Below are 20,636 nucleotides of genomic sequence, written 5' to 3' on the forward strand. Positions count from 1 at the left end.
TCGGTTCGGGAGGGCGTCCCGGGGGTAGTGGGACGGCATGGGGCTGAACCACTACCGCTTCCGGAGCACCTGGTCGCTCGACGAGCCGCCCGCGCTGGTCCACGAGGTGCTGGCCGACCTCGCCGGCTACCCGCGCTGGTGGCGGGAGGTGCGCGGCGGACGGCGGCTGGACGACGACACCGCCGAGCTGCGCCTGCGCTCGGTCCTGCCGTACGAGCTGGTCGTGGTGCTGCGCCGGGACGTGGACGACCCGGCGGTGGGCGTGCTGCGGGCCGTGCTGTCCGGTGACATGGACGGCACGGCCACGTGGCGCGTCGCGCCCGAGGGCGGCGGGACGCGCCTGGTGTACGAGCAGGAGGTCGTGGTGCGCAGACGCCTGCTGCGGCTGCTCGCGCCGGTGGCCCGCCCGCTGCTCGTCGCCAACCACGCGCTGATGATGCGCAGCGGCCTGCGCGGCCTGCGCGCCCGACTGGCGGGTGAGCGGACCGCCTGGTACTCCAGCCGTAGTCGTGATCAGTAGCTGACGGCCCCTCAGACCGGCCCGGGCGCGACGTCGTGCAAGACGAAGGTGGCGAACCCGAGCTCACGCCGCAAGCCGCCGAGCCAGGTGTCACGGTGCTCGCGGGCGGCGGTGAGCGCCTGGTTGCGGTCCTCGACGGTCGGGGCCGACCGCACGGCCCAGTCGACGAGCGAGCCGGTCCAGCTGAACTCGTAGTCGTCCCATTCGGTCAGTGTGCTGACATGCCCGAAGGACGGCTCGAGGCCGTGCCGGTGGAAGGCCCGCACCAGGCCGGCGAGGTCGGGGACGGAGTCTGCCGGTAGTCCGAGCGCGGCCGGCGCTGCCGCGGACGGGGTCCCCTCCCAGATCATCTCGCCGATCAGCGCCTGACCGCCGGGGCGCAGGTGCTGCCGGACGGCGACCAGCATGTCCTCCAACCCGCCGAAGGCGTGCCGGGCGCCGACGCAGAGCACCACGTCGAAGAGCCCGTCGTTCCAGGTGGCGGCGTCGGTCTCGATCCATCGCACCCTGTCCGTCAGCCCGCGCTCGCCGGTGCGCCGGGCGGCCGAGGCCGGCAGCACGTGGTCGATCCCGACGCCTGTCGTCGCGGGATGGTCCAGCAGCACCCGCTGCAACCACTCGCCCTCACCGCAGCCGAGGTCGACCGCGCGGGCGCCGGCGGCGGGGCTCAACCACCCGATCAACTCGCGCAACCGGTCGGGCGCGACCGGCGCCGCGATGGGATGGCGCAGGTGCGCGATGTCGAAGATCTCCGATCGGTCCACCGAGGTAACGCTAGTACTCCAGCCGTCGTTCGTGATCCACGACTGATGGCGGCTGCTTGCCGTCGGTAGTGGCCGGCCTGGGCAGGGGCTTGGTGCCGACGACGCCACCGGGACCATGCCAGGGCTTGGGCAGCAGTCTGGGCCGGGGCTGTTGCTGCGGTGAACAGCCGCCGGATTTCGCTACGGGCAATGGGATCGGTTCCTCGATGGTGTCGACAGCCGCCCTGGTCTGGCCGGCGGTCGTGACCGACAGGAAGGAGCGGTGGAACGCCGGCATGTCGTGCGCGACGGCCCCACCGGCAGCCCGAGCACGAACCGCCCAGCTCGCCGGCGCGGCTCCACCCGGCCGAACCGGCTCCCGCCCCGGCTCGTGAGCTTCTCGAATGCAGCAGACCGGCCATCCACGTCTACGGTGTGATCAACGGCCATCGCCCGGTCCTCTCCGGTCCACAACCGCGGGTGTTCCAGGCGGTGCCGCCGCTCGAGCGGGCGGTGCTCCGGGAGCACGGGGAACGCTGAAGATCGTTGTGAACCACCTCGGGGTGGCGTCCGTGTCGGTGGCATCGGTTGCCGCGAAGGGACGCGGGCGATCACCCAGGGGAGGTCCACCATGACCCTCACTCGTGCGGTTGCACTCGGGGCCGCGGCCTTGCTCGGCACCGCTCTGCTCGGCGCGTGCGGCCAGGTCGCGACCCCCACCGCCGGCACGCCGCTCCAGGCGGGCGCGGCGGGCGACGAGCCGGTCGTCGAGCGGTTCGCCGGGGCCGCGGAACTGGCCACCACCGTCGTGCCGGAGCTGGGCGCGGTGCTCACCGACGGCGAGGGCCTGACGCTGTACCGGTTCGACGGGGACACGGCCAAGCCCCCGACCGCCACGTGCGCCGGCGCCTGCGCCCGGACCTGGCCGCCCGCCCTGGCCACCTCCGGGGACGTGGAGGTGCAGGGCGTCGACCAGGCTCTCGTCGGCACCGTCGACCGCGCGGACGGCACCCGGCAGATCACCGTCGCAGGCTGGCCCGTCTACCGCTTCGCCGAGGACACCGCGCCCGGCCAGGCGGGCGGGCAGGGCGTGGACGGCACGTGGTTCGTCGCCGCGCCGGACGGCGGGAAGGCGCTCGCCCCGGCCTCCGGCCTCGCGCTGACCACCGCGTCCGCCGGGGCGCTGGGCACCGTGCTGACCGACCGCGAGGGCATGACGCTGTACCGCTTCGACGAGGACTCCGCCGACCCCTCGACGTCGACCTGCGGCGGCGACTGCGCCGCCGCGTGGCCGCCGCTGCTGGTCGACACGGCGAACTTCGAGGTGCGGGGCGTCGACAGGTCGCTGGTGGGCACGGTGACCCGCGCGGACGGCACGCTCCAGGTCACCGCGGCCGGGTGGCCGCTGTACCTGTTCTCCGGGGATGGGCTGTGCGGCGACGCCGAGGGGCACGGCGCGGGCGGCGTGTGGTTCGCCGCGGCGCCGGACGGCTCGAAGGCCGGCTGACCCGCGCGGCCGGTGCCCCCTTCGAGGGGTGGGGGGCACCGGCCGCGCGCCACACCACCGGGCCGAGCGGCGCGGCCGCGGCGAAGCCCACCACCGACCGGGCCGTCTCCAGCGCGGTCCACGTCCGGAAGGTCTCCTCGACCGACGGGCCGAAGCGGCGGGGCGGTGCCGAGCCCGGACGGCGTCGGCAGCCTCCCGTCGAGTGCCGCGACCGGTCGATCACGGGCGGCTCCGGGGGTTGCGCAGGGACGTGCCGGGCAGGGCGCCGGTGCGCCGGCCGTCGTCGACCACGGGCACCCCGTTGACGACGACGTCGGTGATGCCCGCGGCGGCCTGCCGGGGCTCGTCGAACGTGGCGGTGTCGGCGACCGCGTCCGGGTCGAACAGCACCAGGTCGGCGGCGAAGCCCTCCCGAACGAGGCCGCGGTCGGCCAGCCGCAGCCGCCGCGCGGCCCGCCCGGTCAGGTGGTGCACGCACTCCTCCAGCCCGAGCACGCCCAGTTCGCGCACGTACCGGGCGAGGTAGCGGGGGAACGTGCCCCAGGCGCGCGGGTGCGGCCGGTCGCCGACGAGCAGGCCGTCGCTGCCGCCGGTGTGCGCGGGGTGGCGCATGATCGCCCGCACGTTGTCCTCGTGGCCCACGTGCATCAGGCACGAGGTGCCGAGGCGCTCGGAGACCAGCACGTCGAAGTACAGCTCGGCGGGCGGCCGACCGGCGCGGCGGGCGGCCTCGGCGACGGACAGCCCCACCAGGTGCCCGTTCCCGGGCCGGCGCACGCCGTTGACCTCGATCGCCTCCCAGTCGACGGGCACGCCGTGGCAGCCGTCCGAGCCGACCTCCTCGACCTCCGCCCGGATGCGCTCGCGGGTGGCCGGGTCGGACAGCCGGGCGAGCGTGGCGTCCGGGCCGCCCTCGCCGGCCCAGCTGGGCAGCAGCGCGGACAGGTACGTCGCGCCCGGCAGGTACGGGTAGCTGTCCAGCGTGATGTCCGCGCCGTCCGCGATCGCGCCGTCCAGCAGGGCCAGCAGCTCGCCCGCCCGGCCCCGGTTGACCTCGAAGTTCATCGTGGCGTGCGCGAGGTGCAGCGGGCAGCCGGAGTCACGCGACACGGCGATCATCTCCGCGTACGCCTCCAGCGCGCCCGCGCCGTAGCTGCGGTGGTGCGGGCTGTGGAACCCGCCGTGCTCGGCGACGACCCGGCACAGCGCGGTCAGCTCGGCGGTGTCGGCGTACATGCCGGGCGTGTAGGTCAGGCCGGACGACAGGCCCATCGCGCCCTCGCGCAGCGACGTGGCCAGCACCTCCCGCATGCGGTCCAGCTCGCGGTCGGTGGGCGGCCGGTCCTCGTGGCCGACGCACAGCATGCGCAGCGTGCCGTGCGGCACGAGGTAGGCGGCGTTGACGGCGATGCCCCGGTCGAGCCGGTCGAGGTACCCGCCGACCGAGCGCCAGTCCCAGTCGAACCCGGCCGGGTCGTCGTTCCACCCGGCCAGCTGGTCGCGCAGCACGGCGAGCACGTCGTCGTCCACGGGCGCGTAGGACAGGCCGTCCTGGCCCAGCACCTCGGTGGTGACGCCCTGGGTGACCTTGGCGAGGTGCTCGGGGTTCGCGAGCACCTGGAGGTCGGAGTGGGAGTGCATGTCGATGAAGCCGGGCGCGAGCACGCGCCCGTCGGCCTCGACGGTCCGGCCGCCGGTGACCCGGTCGCCGATCGCGGCGATCCGCCCGTCCCGCACGCCCACGTCCGCCCGGCGGCCGGGCGCGCCGGTGCCGTCGACCACCAGCGCGCCCCGGAAGACGATGTCCACGCCGCCGTCCCTAGAAGTAGGTGCGCACGAGGTCGACGACGGTGGTGCCGTCGACCACCGGGATGAGCTGCCACTTGTCGAACACCGTGCACGGGTGGGACAGGCCCAGCCCCACCCAGTCGCCGACCTCCACCGGGTCGTCGGGGGAGAGCCGCAGGAACGCGTGCTGGTCGTTGAGCGCGGTGACCTCCGCGTCCAGCGGCCGGACCGCGCCGTCCCGGCCCCGCACCAGCTGCGGCTCGGGCAGGCCCTCGTCGAACGACGCGTCGCGCTTGCCGAGCGTGAGCAGCGCCAGGCCGGGCTCGGGGCGGGAGGTGACCTGGGCCCAGGCCCGCAGCGCGGGCCTGAACGGCTCCGCGCCGGGCGTGCGGCCCAGTGGCGAGATGCCGCGGTAGAACCCGTCGTCGTGGGTGACGTACGCGCCGCTGCGCAGCACCGGCCGCACCGGGAACGGCCACTCGCGGGTCAGCGCGGCGGCCACCTGGTCGAAGTACGCGCTGCCGCCCGCGGTGACGACGGGTTCGTCCACTTCGAACTCGTCGCGCAGCCGGACCGCCAGGTCCCGCAACGACTCCAGGTAGCGGTCGATGGTGGCGCGGGCCCCCGGTGACGCGTCGTGCGCCAGCGCCCCCTCGTAGCCGCCGACGCCCGCGAGCCGCAGCGCGGGGCTGGCGCGCACCGCCCGCGCGACGGCCAGCGCGGTGTCGTGGTCGCGCGCGCCGGTCCGGCCGCCGGGCGCGCCGACCTCCACCAGCACGTCGACCGGGCGCGGCGGCGTGCCCAGCACCTCGGTCATCCGCTCGACGCCCGCCACGGAGTCCACCCAGCAGGTGAACTCGAACGTCTCGTCGGCCAGCTCGTCGGCCAGCCACCGCAGGCCCGCGGGGTCGACGAGCTGGTTGGCCAGCAGGACGCGGCCCACCTCGAACGCCCGGTAGACGCGCACCTGGCTGATGGTGGCGGCGGTGATGCCCCACGCGCCGTGCGCCAGCTGGCGGGCGAACAGCTGCGGGGCCATCGTCGTCTTGCCGTGCGGGGCGAGCAGCACGCCGTGCTCGGCGCACCAGCGGGCCATGGTGGCCAGGTTGTGCTCCAGGGCGGCGGCGTCGAGCACGACCAGCGGGCCGACGAACCCGTCGGCGAACAGGTCGGGCCGGCGGTCGACCAGCTCGCCGACCGTGCCGCCGAACGCGTCGGCGGGCAGGCCCTTGAAGCGCCAGTCCACGCGGTCGTGGCGGATGGCGTCCACAGCGTCGAGGTCCACGGGATCGGCACTCCTCACGTTGCATTATACGCAACGGCTATTGCGCGATGTGATGTCGAAGTGTGTAACATTCGGCTCGCCGCCCGTCAATGCGAAGGCGCTGGGAGGAGCACGGATGCGGTTCGACCTGCCGGGTGGCGTGGTGTGCCTCGGCGAGACCATGGCGGTGCTGGTGCCCGCCGAACCCGGACCGGTGCGCGCCGCGCGCACGTGGACCCGGGCGATCGGGGGCGCCGAGTCCAACGTGGCCATCCACCTGCACCGGCTCGGCGTGCGCAGCCGCTGGGTGGGTGCCGTCGGCGACGACGCGTTCGGCGGGGCCGTCCTCGACGCGGTCAGCGGCGCGGGCGTCGACGTCACCGGCGTGCGGGTCGACCCCGACCGGCCCACCGGCCTGTACGTCAAGGAGGCCGACGCCGCCGGCAGCCGCGTCCGCTACTACCGGCGCGGGTCGGCCGCCTCCGCGCTCGGCCCCGACGCGCTCGACCGCCTCGACCTCGGCGACGCGCTGCTCGTGCACGTCACCGGCATCACCGCCGCCCTGTCCGACAGCTGCCTCGACCTGCTGCGGGCCGTGCTCGCCGCGCCGCGCCGGTCGCCCGTGTCGTTCGACCTGAACTGGCGGCCCGCCCTGTGGCGCGACCGCGACCCCGCCGTGCTGCGGGAGCTGGCCGACGCCGCCGACGTCGTGCTCGCCGGGGCCGACGAGGCGCAGGCCGTGTGGGGCACCGGCGACCCCGACGGGCTGCGCGCCCTGCTGCCCGGCCCGAAGACGCTGGTCGTGAAGCACGGCGCGCGCGGCGCGACCGTCGTGGAGGACGGCGCGACGACGTTCCAGCCGGCCCTGCGGGTCGACGTCGTGGAACCCGTCGGGGCGGGCGACGCGTTCGCCGCCGGCTACCTCGCCGCCCACCTCGCGGGCGAACCGCCGGCCCGCCGGCTGCGCGTCGGGCACCTCCAAGCCGCCTCCGCGCTGCTCACCAGGGAGGATGTCGGCGAGTCGCTGCCGTCCCACGTCACCGCGCCGCTGCTGGACGCCGACTCGGACACGTGGGCCGCCGCACACCTGAGGAGACGTCGATGAGCCAGAGCCTGGACCGGGCCCTCACGCTGGTGGGTGAACTCGCGACGGGGCCGAAGACCCTGGAGGAGCTGTCCGGCGTCGTCGACGTCCACAAGTCGACCGCCCTGCGGCTGCTGCGCACCCTGGAGTCGCACCGGTTCGTGCAGCGCGACGGCGTGCACCACTACCGGCTGGGCACCGCCCTGTTCGACCTCGCCAACCGGGCGCTGGAGGAGCGCGACGTGCGGCGCAGCGCCGAGACCGCGCTGCGCGAGCTGAACTCCCGCACCGGCTACACCGTCCACCTCGCGTCCTACGAGGGCGGCGAGGTCATCTACATCGACAAGTACGACAGCACCCACCCGATGCGTATGTACTCCCGCATCGGCCGCCGCGCGCCGCTGCACTGCACGGCCGTGGCGAAGGTGCTGCTGGCCGACCTGCCCGAGGCGCGGCGGCGCGAGGTCGCCGCGACCATCGACTACGTGCCCCTGACCGCGAACACCCTCGTCACGCCCGAGGCGTACCTGGCCGAGCTGGAGCGCGTGCGCGCCGCCGGGTACGCCGTGGACAACGCCGAGCACGAGGACTTCATCCACTGCGTCGCCGCGCCGATCAGGGGCGCGCGCGGCGAGGTGGTGGCCGCCGTGTCGATGTCCGTGCCGAAGGTCCTGCTGGACTTCGACGGACTCCTCGGCCACCTGCCCGACCTGCTCGCGACCGCGCGGGCGGCGTCCGTCGAGTGCGGCTGGTCGCCGCGCGACTGAGGAAGAGGACAACGCATGTCGAAGACCGAGATCCGCACCGCCGCCGCGCCCACCCCCGTGGCCGCCTTCTCCCAGGGCGTCCGCAAGGGTCCGATCCTCCAGGTGGCGGGCCAGGTCGCGTTCGACCCGGGGAGCGGCGCGATCGTCGGCGACACCGTCGCCGAGCAGACCGAGCAGGCGATGCGCAACGTCGAGGCCGTCCTGGCGGCCGGCGGGGCGTCCCTGGCCGACGTGGTGATGCTGCGCGTCTACCTCACCGACACCGCGCACTTCGCCGAGATGAACGAGACCTACAACGCCCTGGTGACCGGGACCCCGTTCCCGGCCCGCACCACCGTCTACGTGGGCCTGCCCGAGGGCCTGCTGGTCGAGATCGACGCCCTGGCCGTCCTCGACTGACCCGCGCGTCGCGCGTTCGCGACCCGTGAGCCGCGCGTCCACGGTCGGGGAACCGGTGTACTTCTGCCGGTTGTTCTGCGTGGTGCCCCGCGACGCCGGGCGGTTGACTGGGACCACCCGAGAGCACGTCATGGAAGGACCCCGGCGATGGCGAGGAACGCGTCACCGATCGGCTGACCTCACGTGTGCGGCCCGGTCGCGGAACCCCCCGGCCGCGACCGGGTCGCCGAGGTCGTCGAGGACGTCGGCGAGCGCGTCGAGCACATCCGCCAGGTCGTGGCGGCGCTGCTCGTCGGCCAGTCCCGCGGCGCGCACCAGCTCGACCCGCGCACCCGCCGCGTCGCCGAGCCGGTGCAGCGCGACCCCGCGCAGGTGGTGCGCGTCGCACAGCGTCGACGGCGCCGTGGTCCCGCGCAGCGCGGCCAGCGCCTCGTCCGCCGCCGCCAGCACCTCCGGCCACCGGTCCAGCGGCGCCAGGCTGTGCGCGGTGCGCACCAGCAGCTGCGCCGTCATCTCCGCCGTCATCGCCGGTGCCAGGCCCAACCGGCCCGAGCGCACGACCCCCAGCAGCTCCCGGTGCACGACCACCGCGTCCCCGTACCGCTCCAGCCCGTGCAGCACCAGCCCGAGGCAGGACAGCGCGATCTGCTCGCCCAGCGCGTACCCCGCCCCGCGGAACAGCACCTGCGCCCGCCGCGCGTCGCCCCGCGCCGCCTCCAGCCGGCCGGACCGCATCTCCGACACCGCCCGGTAGTGCATCGCCCAGCCCTGCTCGACCACGTCCCCCGAGGCCACGGCCGCGCGCCACGCCTCGTCGTGCAGCGCCAGCGCCTCGTCGTGGCGGCGCAGCAGCACGCCCAGCGTCCAGGTCAGGAAGTTCAGCTGCACGGCCTCGTCGCGCACGCTGCCCAGCGCCCGCGCCGCCGCCACGCCCGCGGTGAACACCTCCACCCACGTCTCGCCGCGCCCCCGCTGGTCCGAGTACCAGTGCATCGCCGTGGCCAGCCGCAGCACGTCCCCGTGCCGACCGTCCCGCGCCGCCCACCGCAGCGCGCCCGTCCAGTTCGCGGTCTCCGCCGTGAGCCACGCGTCGGCGTCCTCCTGGCCGCGCAGGTCGCCCACCGGCGAGCCGTCCGCGTCCGGCCCGAAGAACCCGGCCGCCGCCACCGCGGTGTCCAGCAGCAGGTCCACCACCCGCTGCCGCGCCCGCTCCACCACGGGCGCCGGGTCCTCGTCGACCAGCCGCTCCCCGGCGAACACCCGGACCAGGTCGTGGAACACGTACCGGCCCGGCACCTCCGCGGTGTCGAGCAGGCTCACGTCGACCAGCTCCTCCAGCGTGTCCTCGGCGGAGAACCGGTCCACGTCGGCCAGCGCCGCCGCCAGGTCCGCCCCGAAGTCCGCACCCGGCACCAGCGACAGCCGCCGGAACAGCACCGCGGCCTTCCCGCCCAGCTGCCGGTAGGACATCTCGAACGCGGTGCGCACCTGGAGGTCGCCCGCCGTCAGCGCGGTCAGCCTGCGCCGCTCGTCGCCCAGCTGCTCCGCCAGGTGCGCGATCGTCCACTTCGGACGGCTGGCGAGCCGGTTGCCCGCGATGCGCAGCGCCAGCGGCAGGTGCCCGCACAGCGCGGCGACCCGCGCCGCCGCCACCGGTTCCGCGCCGACCCGCGCCCGACCCGCGATCGCGCCCAGCAGCTCCAGCGAGTCGTCGGCGTCGAGCACGTCGAGCCCCAGCCGCAGGCCCGCCTCCAGCCCGCCCAGCACCAACCGCGACGTCACCAGGACCAGCGACCCGGCGCCGGTCGCCAGCAGCGGACGCACCTGCCCCTCGTCGGAGGCGTTGTCCAGCACCAGCAACGTCGACCGCTCGCGCAGCAGCGCCCGGTAGAGGTCCGAGCGCTCGGCCTCGCCGGCCGGGACCTGCTTCTCGTCCACGCCCAGCGCCACCAGCATCCGGTGCACGACCTCCGAGGGGTGCACCGGCCGCGCGTCCATGCCGCGCAGGTTGAAGAAGAAGCAGCCGTCGGGGAAGCGCCCCGCCAACCGGTAGGCCGCCCGCACCGCCAGCGTCGTCTTGCCCGCGCCCGGCGGCCCGTGCAGCACCACCAGCGACGTCGCGCGCCGCGCCGACCCCGCCGCGTCCAGGGCGGCCAGCTCGTCGTCCCGGCCCGTCAGGTCCGCCACGTCCGGCGGCAGCGCCGACTGGGCCACCGGCGGCTCGGGGGCCCGCCGCGCCCGGCCCTCCTTGGCCGCGTCCAGCAGCTCCTCGACCTCGTGGCGCGCCAGCGCCAGCACGCCCGCCAACGCCTCCACCGTGCGCCGCTGCGGTCCGCGGGCACGTCCGCGCTCCATGTCGCTGATCGCCCGCACGCTGACCCCGGAACCCCCCGCCAGCTCCTCCTGGGTCAGCCTCACCCGGCGGCGGTGCGCCCGCAGCAGGTCACCGAACGTCGTACCCACGCCCTCGACATTAGTGGCCCGCACGGGCCGCACCGCCGCCCGGCGGCGCGAACGGTGACCGTTCGCGCACGATCCGGCACACCGCGGTCCCCCGGCGGCCCGAGCCTGGTAAGACCACGCACCATGAAGTGGTACGCGGACCGTCCTGCCCGGCTGGCCCGGCAGGTGGCGGCCGACCTCGTGGCGGTGGCCTGGGTGTGGTTCTGGGCGACCCTCGCCCTGGCGGTCGGCGAGGCCGTCCGCGCCCTGCGCGCGCCCGGCGACGGGCTCGTCGACGCCGGGCGCGGCCTGACGGACACGTTCGGCGAGGCCGCCGCGAAGGCGCGCGACGTGCCGCTGGTCGGCGGCCGGCTGGCCGAGGCCCTCGACCGGGGCAAGGACGCCGGGGGCACGCTGTCCGACGCGGGGAACACGCAGATCCAGGCGGTGGAGACCACCGCGCAGTGGCTCACCGTGGCGCTCGTCGCGATCCCCGTCGCGTTCCTGCTCATCACCTGGCTGCCGCTGCGGCTGAGGTTCGCCCGCCGGGCGAGCGCGGCGGCGCGGCTGCGCGACCAGGGCCGCCTCGACCTGCTCGCGCTGCACGCGTTGAACAACCTGTCCCTGCGCGAGCTGGCGAACTTCCCCCAGGACCCGGTCGAGGGCTGGCGCCGCCAGGACCCCGAGGTCGTCCGGGCCCTGGCGACCCGGCAGCTGCGGGCCAGCGGCGTGCGGGCCTGACGGGGCCGGTCCGGGCGCGGGGCCCGGACCGGCGTCACCGCCGGATCACCCCATGCGGTGCCAGAACACCTGCCCGCCCGGGCCGTAGAGCACCACGTTCGAGTCGTTCTGCACGATCAGCCGGTCCGCCGCCGTGCCCCACGTGTGCGTGTGCCACTTCGCCACGCCCGCCGCCGTGTAGATCACCAGGTTGCCGTCGCCCTGGAGCACCACGTGCGTCGCGCCCGTGCCCCACGTGCCCGAGGACCACAGCGCCTGACCGGCCGCCGTGTACAGCACCAGGTTCCCGTCACCCTGCATGACCAGCGTGAACCGGCCGTCCGCCGACGTCCGCGACTGGCCCGCCTGGAGCGACTCGCCGCGCAGCAGCGTGTCGTTCGACGGCTGCGGCGTCGAGGAACCCGTGAACAGCAGCAGGTTCGGCGACCCCGTGCCCGGGTTGGCCACCTTGTTCGGCGTCGCCGCCGACACCAGCGCGTCCCGCACCTGCTGCGGCGTCGCACCGGGGTTCGCGGCCAGGTGCAGCGCCGCCGCGCCCGCCGCGTGCGGCGACGCCATCGACGTGCCGCTGATCGTGTTCGTGGCCGAGTCGCCCGTGCTCCACGCCGACGTGATGCCCACGCCCGGCGCGAACAGGTCCGTGCACGTGCCCCAGTTGGAGAACGTCGCCCGGCCGTCGCCGGAGTCGCTCGCGTTGACCGTGATGGCCTCCGCCACCCGCGCCGGCGAGTACGAGCAGGCGTTCGCGTTCGAGTTGCCCGACGCCACCGCGTACGACACGCCCGACGCGATCGAGTTGCGCACCGCCGCGTCGAGCGCGTCGTTCGCACCGCCGCCCAGGCTCATGTTCGCCACGGCCGGCTTCACCGCGTTCGCCGTCACCCAGTCCACGCCGGCCACGACGCCCGCGATCGTGCCCGAACCCGAGCACGACAGCACCTTCACGCCGTGCAGCCGCACGCCCTTCGCGACGCCGTGCGCCGCACCGCCGACCGTGCCCGCGACGTGCGTGCCGTGCCCGTTGCAGTCGGTGTTGTTGCCGTCCCCGGTCGTGTTGGCGTCGAACGTCGCCCGCCCGCCGAAGTCCTGGTGCGTCGTGCGGATGCCCGTGTCCACGATGTAGGCGTGCACGTTCGCCGCCGTCGTGGCGTAGCGGTAGTTCGCGTCGAGCGGCAGGGCGCGCTGGTCGACCCGGTCCAGGCCCCACGACGGCGGGTTCGGCTGGTCGGCCAGCAGCCGCACGTGCCGGTCCGGCGTGACGTAGTCCACCGCCGGGTCGGCGGCCAGCCGCTTCGCCGCCGCCTCCGACATCCTGGCGGCGAACCCGTTCAGGGCCGCCGAGTACCGGTGGGTGACCTGGCCGTCCACCTCCGAGGTGAACGCGTGGCCGTCCTTCAGCACCACGATGTAGCTGCCGGCCACGGCGTCGGGGCCGCCGGCGTCGCGGATCGACGCCTCGGCGGCCTGGGCGGGCGCGGCGACCATCGCGGCGGTGGCCGCGACGATCGCGCCGGCACCCGCCAACCTGGTCCAGGGCGCGCGGAACTCTCCCATGTCGGGTTCTCCCTCGTGCAGGGTCGGGGATCAGGGGTTCGCGCGAACCCCCTCGACCATGGCACGGGGTGAGCACCCGTCACAGGACGTGGCGGGCGGGCCTTCGGGTGGGCCTTCGGTGCGGCGGGCGCCGCGTCGGCGGCGGGCCGCGTCAGTACACGGGGCCGGTGTACTTCTCGCCCGGCCCCTGGCCCGGCTCGTCCGGGAAGACGGACGCCTCGCGGAACGCCCGCTGGACCGACTGGAGGCCCTCGCGCAGTGGGCCGGCGTGCGGCCCGAGGTACTCGACCGAGGCGGTGACCAGGCCCGCGAGGGCGGTGATCAGGCGGCGGGCCTCGTCCAGGTCGCGGCGCGGGCTCGTGTCGGGGTCCTCGTCGGCGAGGCCCAGGCGTTCGGCGGCGGAGCTGAGCAGCATGATCGCCGCCTTGCTGATCACCTCCACGCTGGGGACGTCGGAGAGCTCGCGGACGTTGTCCGGGGCGTTGTCGGCAGGCAGGTCGGTCACGGCGCCATTCTCGCAACTCCGCCGGTCGGCTCGCCGATTCGGGGGTTGACAAGCTCGTCTGGTACTATTTTCGGCGCGACCAGTCCCCACCCGTGTGGGGACGGCAAGTGGAGCCCCGCTCCCACCCGCGTCCGCCGCTTCGAGCAGGTGGCCGGGTCCGGTCCGGTGATGGGTGGACTGCGCCCTTCGCCGTGCGATCGGTCGGAAGCGGGCCTCACACCGGGCAGGTGTGGGGCCTCTTGTCTTTTGGCGCACAACGAGTCACAAAGGACGTGAATGACAAGTCCCTCGAACCGAGGTGCTCCCGTGAGCACCGAGCCGCGCATCAACGACCGCATCCGCGTGCCCGAGGTTCGACTGGTCGGGCCGAACGGCGAGCAGGTCGGGATCGTTCGCATCGAGGACGCGCTCCGACTCGCCCAGGAATCGGATCTCGACCTCGTCGAGGTCGCCGCGCAGGCTCGGCCGCCGGTCTGCAAGCTCATGGACTACGGCAAGTTCAAGTACGAGAGCGCGCAGAAGGCACGCGAGTCGCGCCGCAACCAGCAGCTGACGGTCATCAAGGAGCAGAAGCTCCGCCCGAAGATCGACCCGCACGACTACCTGACGAAGAAGGGCCACGTGGCCCGCTTCCTGTCGCACGGGAACAAGGTCAAGGTGACCATCATGTTCCGCGGCCGTGAGCAGTCCCGGCCGGAGCTGGGCTACCGACTGCTCCAGAAGCTCGCTGAGGACGTCGCGGAGCTGGGGTTCGTCGAGTCCAACCCGAAGCAGGACGGCCGCAACATGATCATGGTGCTGGCCCCGCACAAGACCACGAAGACCCGCCCGATCAAGCACGACAGCGCCGAGGACGAGGCGCCGGCGGAGTCTGTCGAGGAGTGATCTCCCGGCCCCCAGGGGTCGGGAACCGGTGCCCCCGGCCCTCACGGGTCGGGGGGCAAGCACGGCCGCCCCCATGCCTGGTGGCTGCACGAGACTGAGGACGGAAATGCCCAAGAACAAGAGCCACAGCGGGACCTCCAAGCGCGTGAAGGTCACCGGCAGCGGCAAGCTCCTCCGGGAGAAGGCCGGCAAGCGCCACCTGCTGGAGAAGAAGTCCAGCAAGCTGACGCGCCGCCTCTCCGGCACGACCGAGGTCGCGAAGAACGACGTGCCGCGGCTGAAGAAGCTGCTGGGCCGCTAAGACCTTCCCCCTTGAACACCCGGGGCCGCTCACCCGGCCCCACGAGATCGACAGGATGGACCCGTGGCACGCGTCAAAAGGGCCGTGAACGCCCAGAAGAAGCGCCGTACCACCCTTGAGCTCGCCAGCGGCTACCGCGGCCAGCGTTCGAGGCTGTACCGCAAGGCCAAGGAGCAGGTGCTCCACTCGCTCAACTACGCCTACCGGGACCGCCGCGCCCGCAAGGGTGACTTCCGGAAGCTGTGGATCCAGCGCATCAACGCCGGTGTCCGCGCCAACGGCATGACGTACAACCGCTTCATCCAGGGCCTGCGCCTGGCCGGCATCGAGGTGGACCGCAAGATCCTCGCCGACCTGGCCGTCAGCGACGAGGCCGCCTTCGCGGCCCTGGTCGAGGCCGCGCGCGCCGCCCTGCCGAGCGACGTCAACGCGCCCGTCGAGGACAACGCCTGAGCACGGACGATCGTGCACCACGACCCGGGGATGCTCCGTTCACCGAGCGGACACCCCGGGTCGTCGCCGCTCGGCGGCTGACCAGGCGGTCCGGCCGCGACCGCGCCGCCCGCTTCCTCGCCGAGGGCGCGCAGGCGGTGCGCGAGGCCCTCGCCTGGGCCGCCGCCGGGCGCGGCGAGGTGCACGAGCTGTTCGTCACCGCCGTCGCCGCCACCCGCAACCCCGACCTGGTGCGCGCCGCCGTCGACGCGGGCGTGCGGGTCAGCGGCGTGACCGACAAGGCCGCCGCCGCGCTGTCGGAGACCGTGACGCCCCAGGGTGTCGTCGCCGTCTGCTCGCCCGTCGACGTGCCGCCCGTCGAGGCGCTGGCGCCCGGGGTGCGGCTGGTCGCCGTGCTGCACGGGGTGACCGACCCCGGCAACGCGGGCACCGTGGTGCGCGTCGCCGACGCCGCGGGCGCCGACGCGGTCGTGTTCGCGGGCGACACGGTCGACCCGCACAACGGCAAGTGCGTCCGCGCGTCCACCGGCAGCGTGTTCCACCTGCCGATCACGCGGGTGCGCGACGCGGCCGAGGCGTTCGACGGCCTGCGCTCCGCCGGGCTGCGCCTGGTGGCCGCCGACGGCCACGCCCCGGAGGACCTGGTCACCGCGGACCTGCGCGGCGACCTGGCCACGCCCACCGCGTGGGTGTTCGGCAGCGAGGCCCACGGCCTGCCCGACGACGTCGTGGCGAGCCTCGACGCCTCGCTCAAGGTGCCCATCTACGGCGGTGCGGAGAGCCTGAACCTGGCCACCGCCGCCGCCGTGTGCCTGTACGCCTCGGCCCGCGCCCAGCGCGCCTGACCGCCCCCGGTCGTCCGCCCGCCCCCGGTCGTCACCAGGCCGGTCCCCAGGCCAGGACCACCGCCTGAGCCCGGTCGCGCAGCGCCGCTTCGCGAAGACCCGCGCCACGTGCGTCTTCACCGTCGCCTCGCTGAGCACCAGCTCCGCGACCGGCTCGGCGTTCGACAGGCCGCGCCCCGTCGGGGTCACCTCGCGCACGCCGCGGTGACACCGCCCGAGGGGCGGTGTCACGCCTCCAGCCGGGTGTTCAGGGCCCTGAGCAGGGGATCCGCCTGGGCCGCCTTGTCCTGCGCCCGCAGCGCCTCCTCCAGCACGTTCGCCGTGTCGCCGAGGATCTGGGGCGGGGTGGCGTCGGTGATCAGGGTGACCGCCCGGCGGGCCTCCGCCTCCGCGTTCACCGCGTCACCGGACTCCAGCAGGAAGCGGGCGCCCCGCGCCACCAGGAACGCCTGCCAGTCGACGTCGCCGATCTGCGCCGCCAGCTCCTCCGCCACGCCGTTCTGCTCCACCGCCTCCGCGTGCTCGCCCGCCTGGACGTGCAGGAACGCCCTGATCGCGGCGATCCGCGCGGTCAGGTGGGTGCGGTGGTCCACGTCCTCCACCTCGGGCAGCAGGCGCTCCGCCGCGTCCAGGGTGGCGGCGCACTCGGCGGTCTCCTCGTTCGGCAGGGCCGCCGCCGCCTCGACCAGGGAACCCGCGGCCTCGGCCTGGTCGGGGACCTGCTGCCACGCGCTCGCCGCGCCCTGGTAGGCGGAGGCCGCTTCCAGGGTGCGGTCGAGGCGCCGCAGGACGCCGCCCAGCAGGTCCAGGACCATCGCCTTGCGCCACGACTCGTCCGGCGGGACCAGGCCCAGCGCCGCTTCCAGGTGGCGCCTGGCCGACTCGGTCTCGTCCAGGCGCGCGCAGACCTGGCCCAGCCGGTAGCGGATGGGGACCACCACGTCCGGGTCCACGTCGTCCGCGCCCACCACGCGGACCGCTTCCTCCAGCGCCTCGGCGGCCTCGACGAGACGGCCCGCCTTCAGGTAGCCACCGGCCAGGGCGTAGCACGCCTTGGCCACGTCGTCCGGCGCGCCCGCCTCGTGCCCGGCGGCCACGGCGTCGCGCAGTTCCACCAGGTGCTCGGCCTCCAGGCCGAGCCGCTCGACGGACGCCACGCGCTGGCGGTGCGCCTCCGCCGTCCACGGCCCGCGCGGCGCGCTGAACGCGCGCACGAACTCGGCCGCCGTCGCCACCGCCTCCTCCGCGTCGCCGCGCACGGTCCGGATCTTCAGCAGCAGCCGCAGCGCGTCGAACCGCACGGATGCCGGCACGCCGCCCGCCAGCAGGTCCTCGACCTCGGCCCGCGCCTCCTCCAGGTCGCCGACCGTCGCCAGGTGCTGGGCCCGGTCGCAGCGCGCCCGCGACACCAGTTCCGGCACCTCGGCGCGCGCCAGCTCCAGCGCCTGCGCGGCGAGCACGCCCTGCTCGTCGTGCTCCTCGGCGTCGGCGAGCAGGTCGGCCAGCAGCAACCTGGTCAGCACCCGCGTGTACGCGGTGCCCGCGACCTCCGCCTCGGCCAGGCACGTGCGCGCGACCTCCACGCACTCCGCCGACCCGTCCTCGGACGACTCGGCCCGCAGGCCCGCGCCCCGCGCGCGGAAGCGGTTGGCCAGGTCGTGCTCGCCGCACGCGACCAGCCGCTCGATGCCCTCGTCCAGCTCGGCCAGCACCTCGTCGCGCGGTCGGACGTGACCGCCCGCGATGGCCCGCCGCACCGCCACCAGCGCGGCCAGCGGTTCGGGCAGCAGCGGGTCGAGGTCGGCGGGCAGCGAGCGCAGCAGCCGCATGCCGGTGACGAACTCGCCCTCGTCGAACGCCGCGCACATGCTCCGCGCCAGCTCCACCGGGTCGCCGACCGCGATCGGCTCCTCCTCCGGCGCGGCGGGCGCGGGCGGCGTGGCGACCGGCACCGCCAGCGGCACCGGGATCGTGTCCGGCCGCTCCAGGGTCTCCCGGATGCGCCTGGTCATCGCGTCCGAGCCGTTGCGCCGGTCGAACCGCGCCGCCAGGTCCAGCGCCTGCGCCTCCAGCAGTTCGCGCAGCCGCGCCGCGGTCAGCACGGTCGTGACGCCGTCGCGCGGCACGGCGAACTCCTCGTCCGGGTCGACCCGGCTCAGCAGCAGCGCCGCGCCCGCCGAGAAGTGCGCGGCCTGCGACGGGCTGGTCGAGTGGTGCACCCGGTGCAGGTGGCCGCGCAGCAGGTCGACGCCCCGCCGCACGTTGCCCGACGTCGCGCAGAACACCAGGTGGTCGTCCAGGTAGCCGCCGACGAGGTCGTCGCGGATCAGCCGGTGCGCCACCACGTGCGCCTGCCGCGCCCGGTCCACGTCGCCCAGCGCCACGAACGCGGGCGTCAGGGTGGTGAGGATGCCCTGCGGCTGGGTCGCGCAGCCCGTCTCCTGCTCCAACTGGTGCTCGGCGTGCGCGACGGCCTCGGCGTGCCTGCCCTGCCGGATCAGGTGCCCGGCCTGCTCCTCGACGACGCACGCCTCGCAGTCGCTCATCGGCCCGCGGTCCACCGCCAGGTAGCGGGCGAAGTGCTCCCGGTACGCCTCGTCGTCGCCGACGTGCGCGGCCAGGTCGGCGCGCGCCCCGTGCACCGGCTGCATCGAGTACCCGAGCCGCTGGTAGCGCGCCGCGAGCTGGTCGACGAACGACCCGATCTGCGCCAGCGTGAACCGGGGGTCGGCGATCAGGCCCGACACGATCCACTTGTGCGCCCAGTCGAAGCTGTGCGTCTCCCACTCGTCGAACGCGCCCGGGTCGCGCTTCTCGGCCGTGCCGCACCACGCGAACGGGGCCAGCATCAGGTCGTAGCGGCCCAGGTCGTAGGCCGAGCGGATCAGCGCGATCCGGCAGCTCACGGCCAGCGGCAGGTGGTCGACCGCGTCCGCCGCGCGGGCCGCGCGCTCCAGCGCCTCGTGGCGCGCCATGCCCTCGGGCATGTGGTACGCCTCCACGAACCGGCGCTCGGCGGCGTCCTTCTCCTCGCTCATCAGCGGTCTCCCACGGCGCGGTCCAGCAGTTCCAGGAACGAGCGGTTCAGCGCCGCGGTGTCCTTCGGGCGCATCGGCCGCCGTGCTTGCAGCAGGGCGTGCACGTACAGCGACTCCACGGTCAGCTCCACGAGCGCCGCGTCGGTCAGCCGCGCCAGCCGGCGCACCAGCGGGTTGCGGCAGTTCAGCACGAGGCGCTGCGCGGCGTCGGACGACGAGGACCCGACCAGGTTGCCCAGCAGCTCGGCCCACAGCGCGTCGGCCTCCTCGCCCGTCTGCTGCGCGTCCCGCTTGCGCTCGGCCTCCGCGTTCGTGACCAGCAGCGCGGGCAGCGTGCCCGGGTCGAAGTCGCGCGGCACTGCCTCGCAGTCGTGCCGCTCCAGGACGTCCTCGGCCAGCACGAGGCGTTCGCGCAGGGCGCGCTCCAGCTCCGGCTCGGGGTCGCCGAGGGCGGCCAGCACCTCGCCGGGCGAGACCCGGCGCGCGGCGGCCGGGCCGTCGAGGGCGACGAGCCGCTCCATGATCTCGGCGTCGTAGGCGTAACCCGCGTTGACCAGGCCCATGCCCTGGGCGTGCGCGACCGGCGCGAGCTGGCGGAACTCGTCGACGTCCGGGACGTGCGCGATCGTGCCGTGCCTGCGGCGGAACTGGCGCAGCGACTGGGCGCCGTCGGTGGTCTCGAACGGCAGCCACCGCTCGACCAGGCGCAGCATCTCGTCGTCGACCCGGGCCAGCGACTTGATGCCCAGGTGGTGCGCGTCGAGCAGGGCGCGGGTGCGGTCGGGGTCGGTCGCGTCGAGCCGCACGAGCCAGTCGCGGACCTGGCGGCCCAGCTCCTCGCGCACCGCCAGCAGCGTCTCGTCCTGGTACAGCGACTCGCGGCTCGCGGTCGGGCGCAGCGACGTCGAGTCGACCACGCAGCGCACGAAGTACGCCCACTCCGGCAGCAGGCCCTCGATGCTGTCGCCGACCAGCATCCGCTTGAGGTACACGCGGTGCGACTGGCGGGCGCCGGGGTGCACACCGCCCGGCAGGACGTACGCGACGCCCCGGAGGCCCACGGTCGGCACCTCGACGGGGATCGCGTCGAACGGCCGCACGCCCAGCACGCGCTCGCCGTAGGCCAGGGCGTCGTCGGTCCACGGCAGCGCGTCGTGCGTGACGACCTCGTCGCCGACGCGGACGGTCACCGGCAGCAGCTCGCCGTACTCGGCGAGCAGGGCCTTCACCACGTCGTGCTCCAGCCAGTGCTCGGCGTCGCGGTGCGGCACCAGCTCGATCGTGGTGCCGACCTCGGCCCGCTCGGCCTCGCCGACCTCGTAGTGGCCGCTCGCGTCGGCGGTCCAGCGCACGGCGGGCCCGCCGCGCGCGCTGCGGGTGGTGAGGTTGACGCGCTCGGCGACCAGGAACGCCGACAGCAGGCCCACGCCGAACTGGCCCAGGAAGCCCTGGCGGGCGAAACCCAGGTCGTCGCGCTTGGACGTGCGACCGAGCGTGGACAGCAGGTCGTGCACCTCGCGCTCGGTGAGGCCGATCCCGGTGTCGGAGATGCGGAGGGTGCCGCCGGGGGACCCGACCGGCTCGACCACCACCTCGCCGGGCGCGTCCGGCTGGAGCGCGCGGCGGGCGGTGATCGCGTCCACCGCGTTCTGCAGCAGTTCGCGCGCGTACACGCGGGGGCTGCTGTAGAGGTGGTGGCTGAGCAGGTCGATGATCCCGCGCAGGTCGACACCGAAGGTGTGTGCCAAGTGGAGTTCACCTCGGGTCAAGGTCATGGGTGACGGACGATTCCAGGTTCGT

Annotated in this window: 18 protein-coding genes; 10 read left to right on the top strand and 8 right to left on the bottom strand. The window is 74.8% G+C overall.

Annotated features, from left to right (window positions below):
* Window positions 1–37: 37 nt before the first annotated feature.
* Window positions 38–520, top strand: a complete 483-nt coding sequence (locus CKY47_RS32565) for an SRPBCC family protein (protein ID WP_306750183.1) — start codon at window positions 38–40, stop codon at window positions 518–520.
* 11 nt (window positions 521–531) lie between these two features.
* On the opposite strand, the gene CKY47_RS32570 is transcribed toward CKY47_RS32565, so the two are convergent.
* Entirely contained in the window at window positions 532–1,284 is a 753-nt protein-coding gene (locus tag CKY47_RS32570) for a class I SAM-dependent methyltransferase (RefSeq protein ID WP_306750184.1), read from the bottom strand.
* Window positions 1,285–1,933: 649 nt separating this feature from the next.
* Between CKY47_RS32570 and CKY47_RS32575 the strand changes: the two genes are divergently transcribed.
* Window positions 1,934–2,770, top strand: coding sequence for a hypothetical protein (locus CKY47_RS32575; RefSeq protein ID WP_306750185.1), 837 nt, complete (start codon window positions 1,934–1,936; stop codon window positions 2,768–2,770).
* A 219-nt stretch (window positions 2,771–2,989) separates the two neighbouring features.
* Here the strand turns inward: CKY47_RS32575 and CKY47_RS32580 are convergent, their stop codons facing one another.
* Window positions 2,990–4,579, bottom strand: coding sequence for an N-acyl-D-amino-acid deacylase family protein (locus CKY47_RS32580; protein WP_306750186.1), 1,590 nt, complete (start codon window positions 4,577–4,579; stop codon window positions 2,990–2,992).
* Between the two features lie 10 nt (window positions 4,580–4,589).
* Complete coding sequence (locus CKY47_RS32585; RefSeq protein ID WP_442638275.1) at window positions 4,590–5,861, bottom strand: amino acid deaminase; 1,272 nt, start codon at window positions 5,859–5,861, stop codon at window positions 4,590–4,592.
* Between the two features lie 97 nt (window positions 5,862–5,958).
* On the opposite strand from CKY47_RS32585, the gene CKY47_RS32590 reads away from it, so the two are divergent.
* Genes CKY47_RS32590 through CKY47_RS32600 form a run of 3 tightly spaced genes read left to right on the top strand, consistent with a single transcriptional unit; the run spans window position 5,959 to window position 8,072 of the window.
* Window positions 5,959–6,927, top strand: a complete 969-nt coding sequence (locus CKY47_RS32590) for a sugar kinase (protein ID WP_306750188.1) — start codon at window positions 5,959–5,961, stop codon at window positions 6,925–6,927.
* Window positions 6,924–7,673, top strand: a complete 750-nt coding sequence (locus tag CKY47_RS32595; protein ID WP_306750189.1) for an IclR family transcriptional regulator — start codon at window positions 6,924–6,926, stop codon at window positions 7,671–7,673. Before CKY47_RS32590 ends, CKY47_RS32595 begins: the two co-directional genes overlap by 4 nt.
* Window positions 7,674–7,688: 15 nt before the next feature.
* Window positions 7,689–8,072 carry a RidA family protein gene (locus CKY47_RS32600; protein WP_306750190.1) on the top strand — a complete coding sequence of 128 codons (384 nt, stop codon included), beginning with the start codon at window positions 7,689–7,691 and terminating at the stop codon, window positions 8,070–8,072.
* Window positions 8,073–8,234: 162 nt separating this feature from the next.
* Here CKY47_RS32600 and CKY47_RS32605 read toward each other — a convergent pair whose 3' ends face one another.
* A complete protein-coding gene (locus CKY47_RS32605) occupies window positions 8,235–10,535 on the bottom strand; it encodes an ATP-binding protein (RefSeq protein WP_306750191.1) in 2,301 nt (766 codons plus the stop codon).
* 123 nt (window positions 10,536–10,658) lie between these two features.
* Between CKY47_RS32605 and CKY47_RS32610 the strand changes: the two genes are divergently transcribed.
* Window positions 10,659–11,255 carry a hypothetical protein gene (locus tag CKY47_RS32610; protein ID WP_306750192.1) on the top strand — a complete coding sequence of 199 codons (597 nt, stop codon included), beginning with the start codon at window positions 10,659–10,661 and terminating at the stop codon, window positions 11,253–11,255.
* Between the two features lie 45 nt (window positions 11,256–11,300).
* Here CKY47_RS32610 and CKY47_RS32615 read toward each other — a convergent pair whose 3' ends face one another.
* Window positions 11,301–12,809 carry a S8 family serine peptidase gene (locus tag CKY47_RS32615; protein ID WP_306750193.1) on the bottom strand — a complete coding sequence of 503 codons (1,509 nt, stop codon included), beginning with the start codon at window positions 12,807–12,809 and terminating at the stop codon, window positions 11,301–11,303.
* Window positions 12,810–12,960: 151 nt separating this feature from the next.
* Window positions 12,961–13,314 (bottom strand): DUF1844 domain-containing protein, encoded by a 354-nt coding sequence (locus CKY47_RS32620; protein ID WP_306750194.1) that lies wholly within the window; start codon window positions 13,312–13,314, stop codon window positions 12,961–12,963.
* A 276-nt stretch (window positions 13,315–13,590) separates the two neighbouring features.
* Here CKY47_RS32620 and infC point away from each other — a divergent pair, with 276 nt between their 5' ends.
* The 4 genes from infC to CKY47_RS32640 all read left to right on the top strand — a co-directional run bounded on the left by infC (window position 13,591) and on the right by CKY47_RS32640 (window position 15,798).
* The gene (gene infC, locus CKY47_RS32625) at window positions 13,591–14,199 is read left to right on the top strand and encodes a translation initiation factor IF-3 (RefSeq protein WP_306750195.1); all 609 of its coding nucleotides are present in this window, start codon (window positions 13,591–13,593) and stop codon (window positions 14,197–14,199) included.
* Window positions 14,200–14,305: 106 nt separating this feature from the next.
* Window positions 14,306–14,500 carry a 50S ribosomal protein L35 gene (gene rpmI / locus CKY47_RS32630; protein WP_306750196.1) on the top strand — a complete coding sequence of 65 codons (195 nt, stop codon included), beginning with the start codon at window positions 14,306–14,308 and terminating at the stop codon, window positions 14,498–14,500.
* 63 nt (window positions 14,501–14,563) lie between these two features.
* Window positions 14,564–14,953 (top strand): 50S ribosomal protein L20, encoded by a 390-nt coding sequence (gene rplT / locus CKY47_RS32635; protein WP_306750197.1) that lies wholly within the window; start codon window positions 14,564–14,566, stop codon window positions 14,951–14,953.
* Window positions 14,950–15,798 (top strand): TrmH family RNA methyltransferase, encoded by an 849-nt coding sequence (locus CKY47_RS32640; RefSeq protein ID WP_306750224.1) that lies wholly within the window; start codon window positions 14,950–14,952, stop codon window positions 15,796–15,798. Before rplT ends, CKY47_RS32640 begins: the two co-directional genes overlap by 4 nt.
* Before the next feature lie 227 nt (window positions 15,799–16,025).
* Here CKY47_RS32640 and CKY47_RS32645 read toward each other — a convergent pair whose 3' ends face one another.
* Together CKY47_RS32645 and CKY47_RS32650 are read right to left on the bottom strand one after the other, a co-directional pair.
* Window positions 16,026–18,836: a hypothetical protein gene (locus tag CKY47_RS32645; RefSeq protein WP_306750198.1), complete on the bottom strand. Its 2,811-nt coding sequence runs from the start codon at window positions 18,834–18,836 to the stop codon at window positions 16,026–16,028.
* The gene (locus CKY47_RS32650; RefSeq protein WP_306750199.1) at window positions 18,836–20,584 is read right to left on the bottom strand and encodes an HSP90 family protein; all 1,749 of its coding nucleotides are present in this window, start codon (window positions 20,582–20,584) and stop codon (window positions 18,836–18,838) included. Before CKY47_RS32650 ends, CKY47_RS32645 begins: the two co-directional genes overlap by 1 nt.
* Between the last annotated feature and the right edge of the window lie 52 nt (window positions 20,585–20,636).

The organism is Saccharothrix longispora, from assembly GCF_030852425.1.
Lineage (GTDB): Bacteria > Actinomycetota > Actinomycetes > Mycobacteriales > Pseudonocardiaceae > Actinosynnema > Actinosynnema longispora.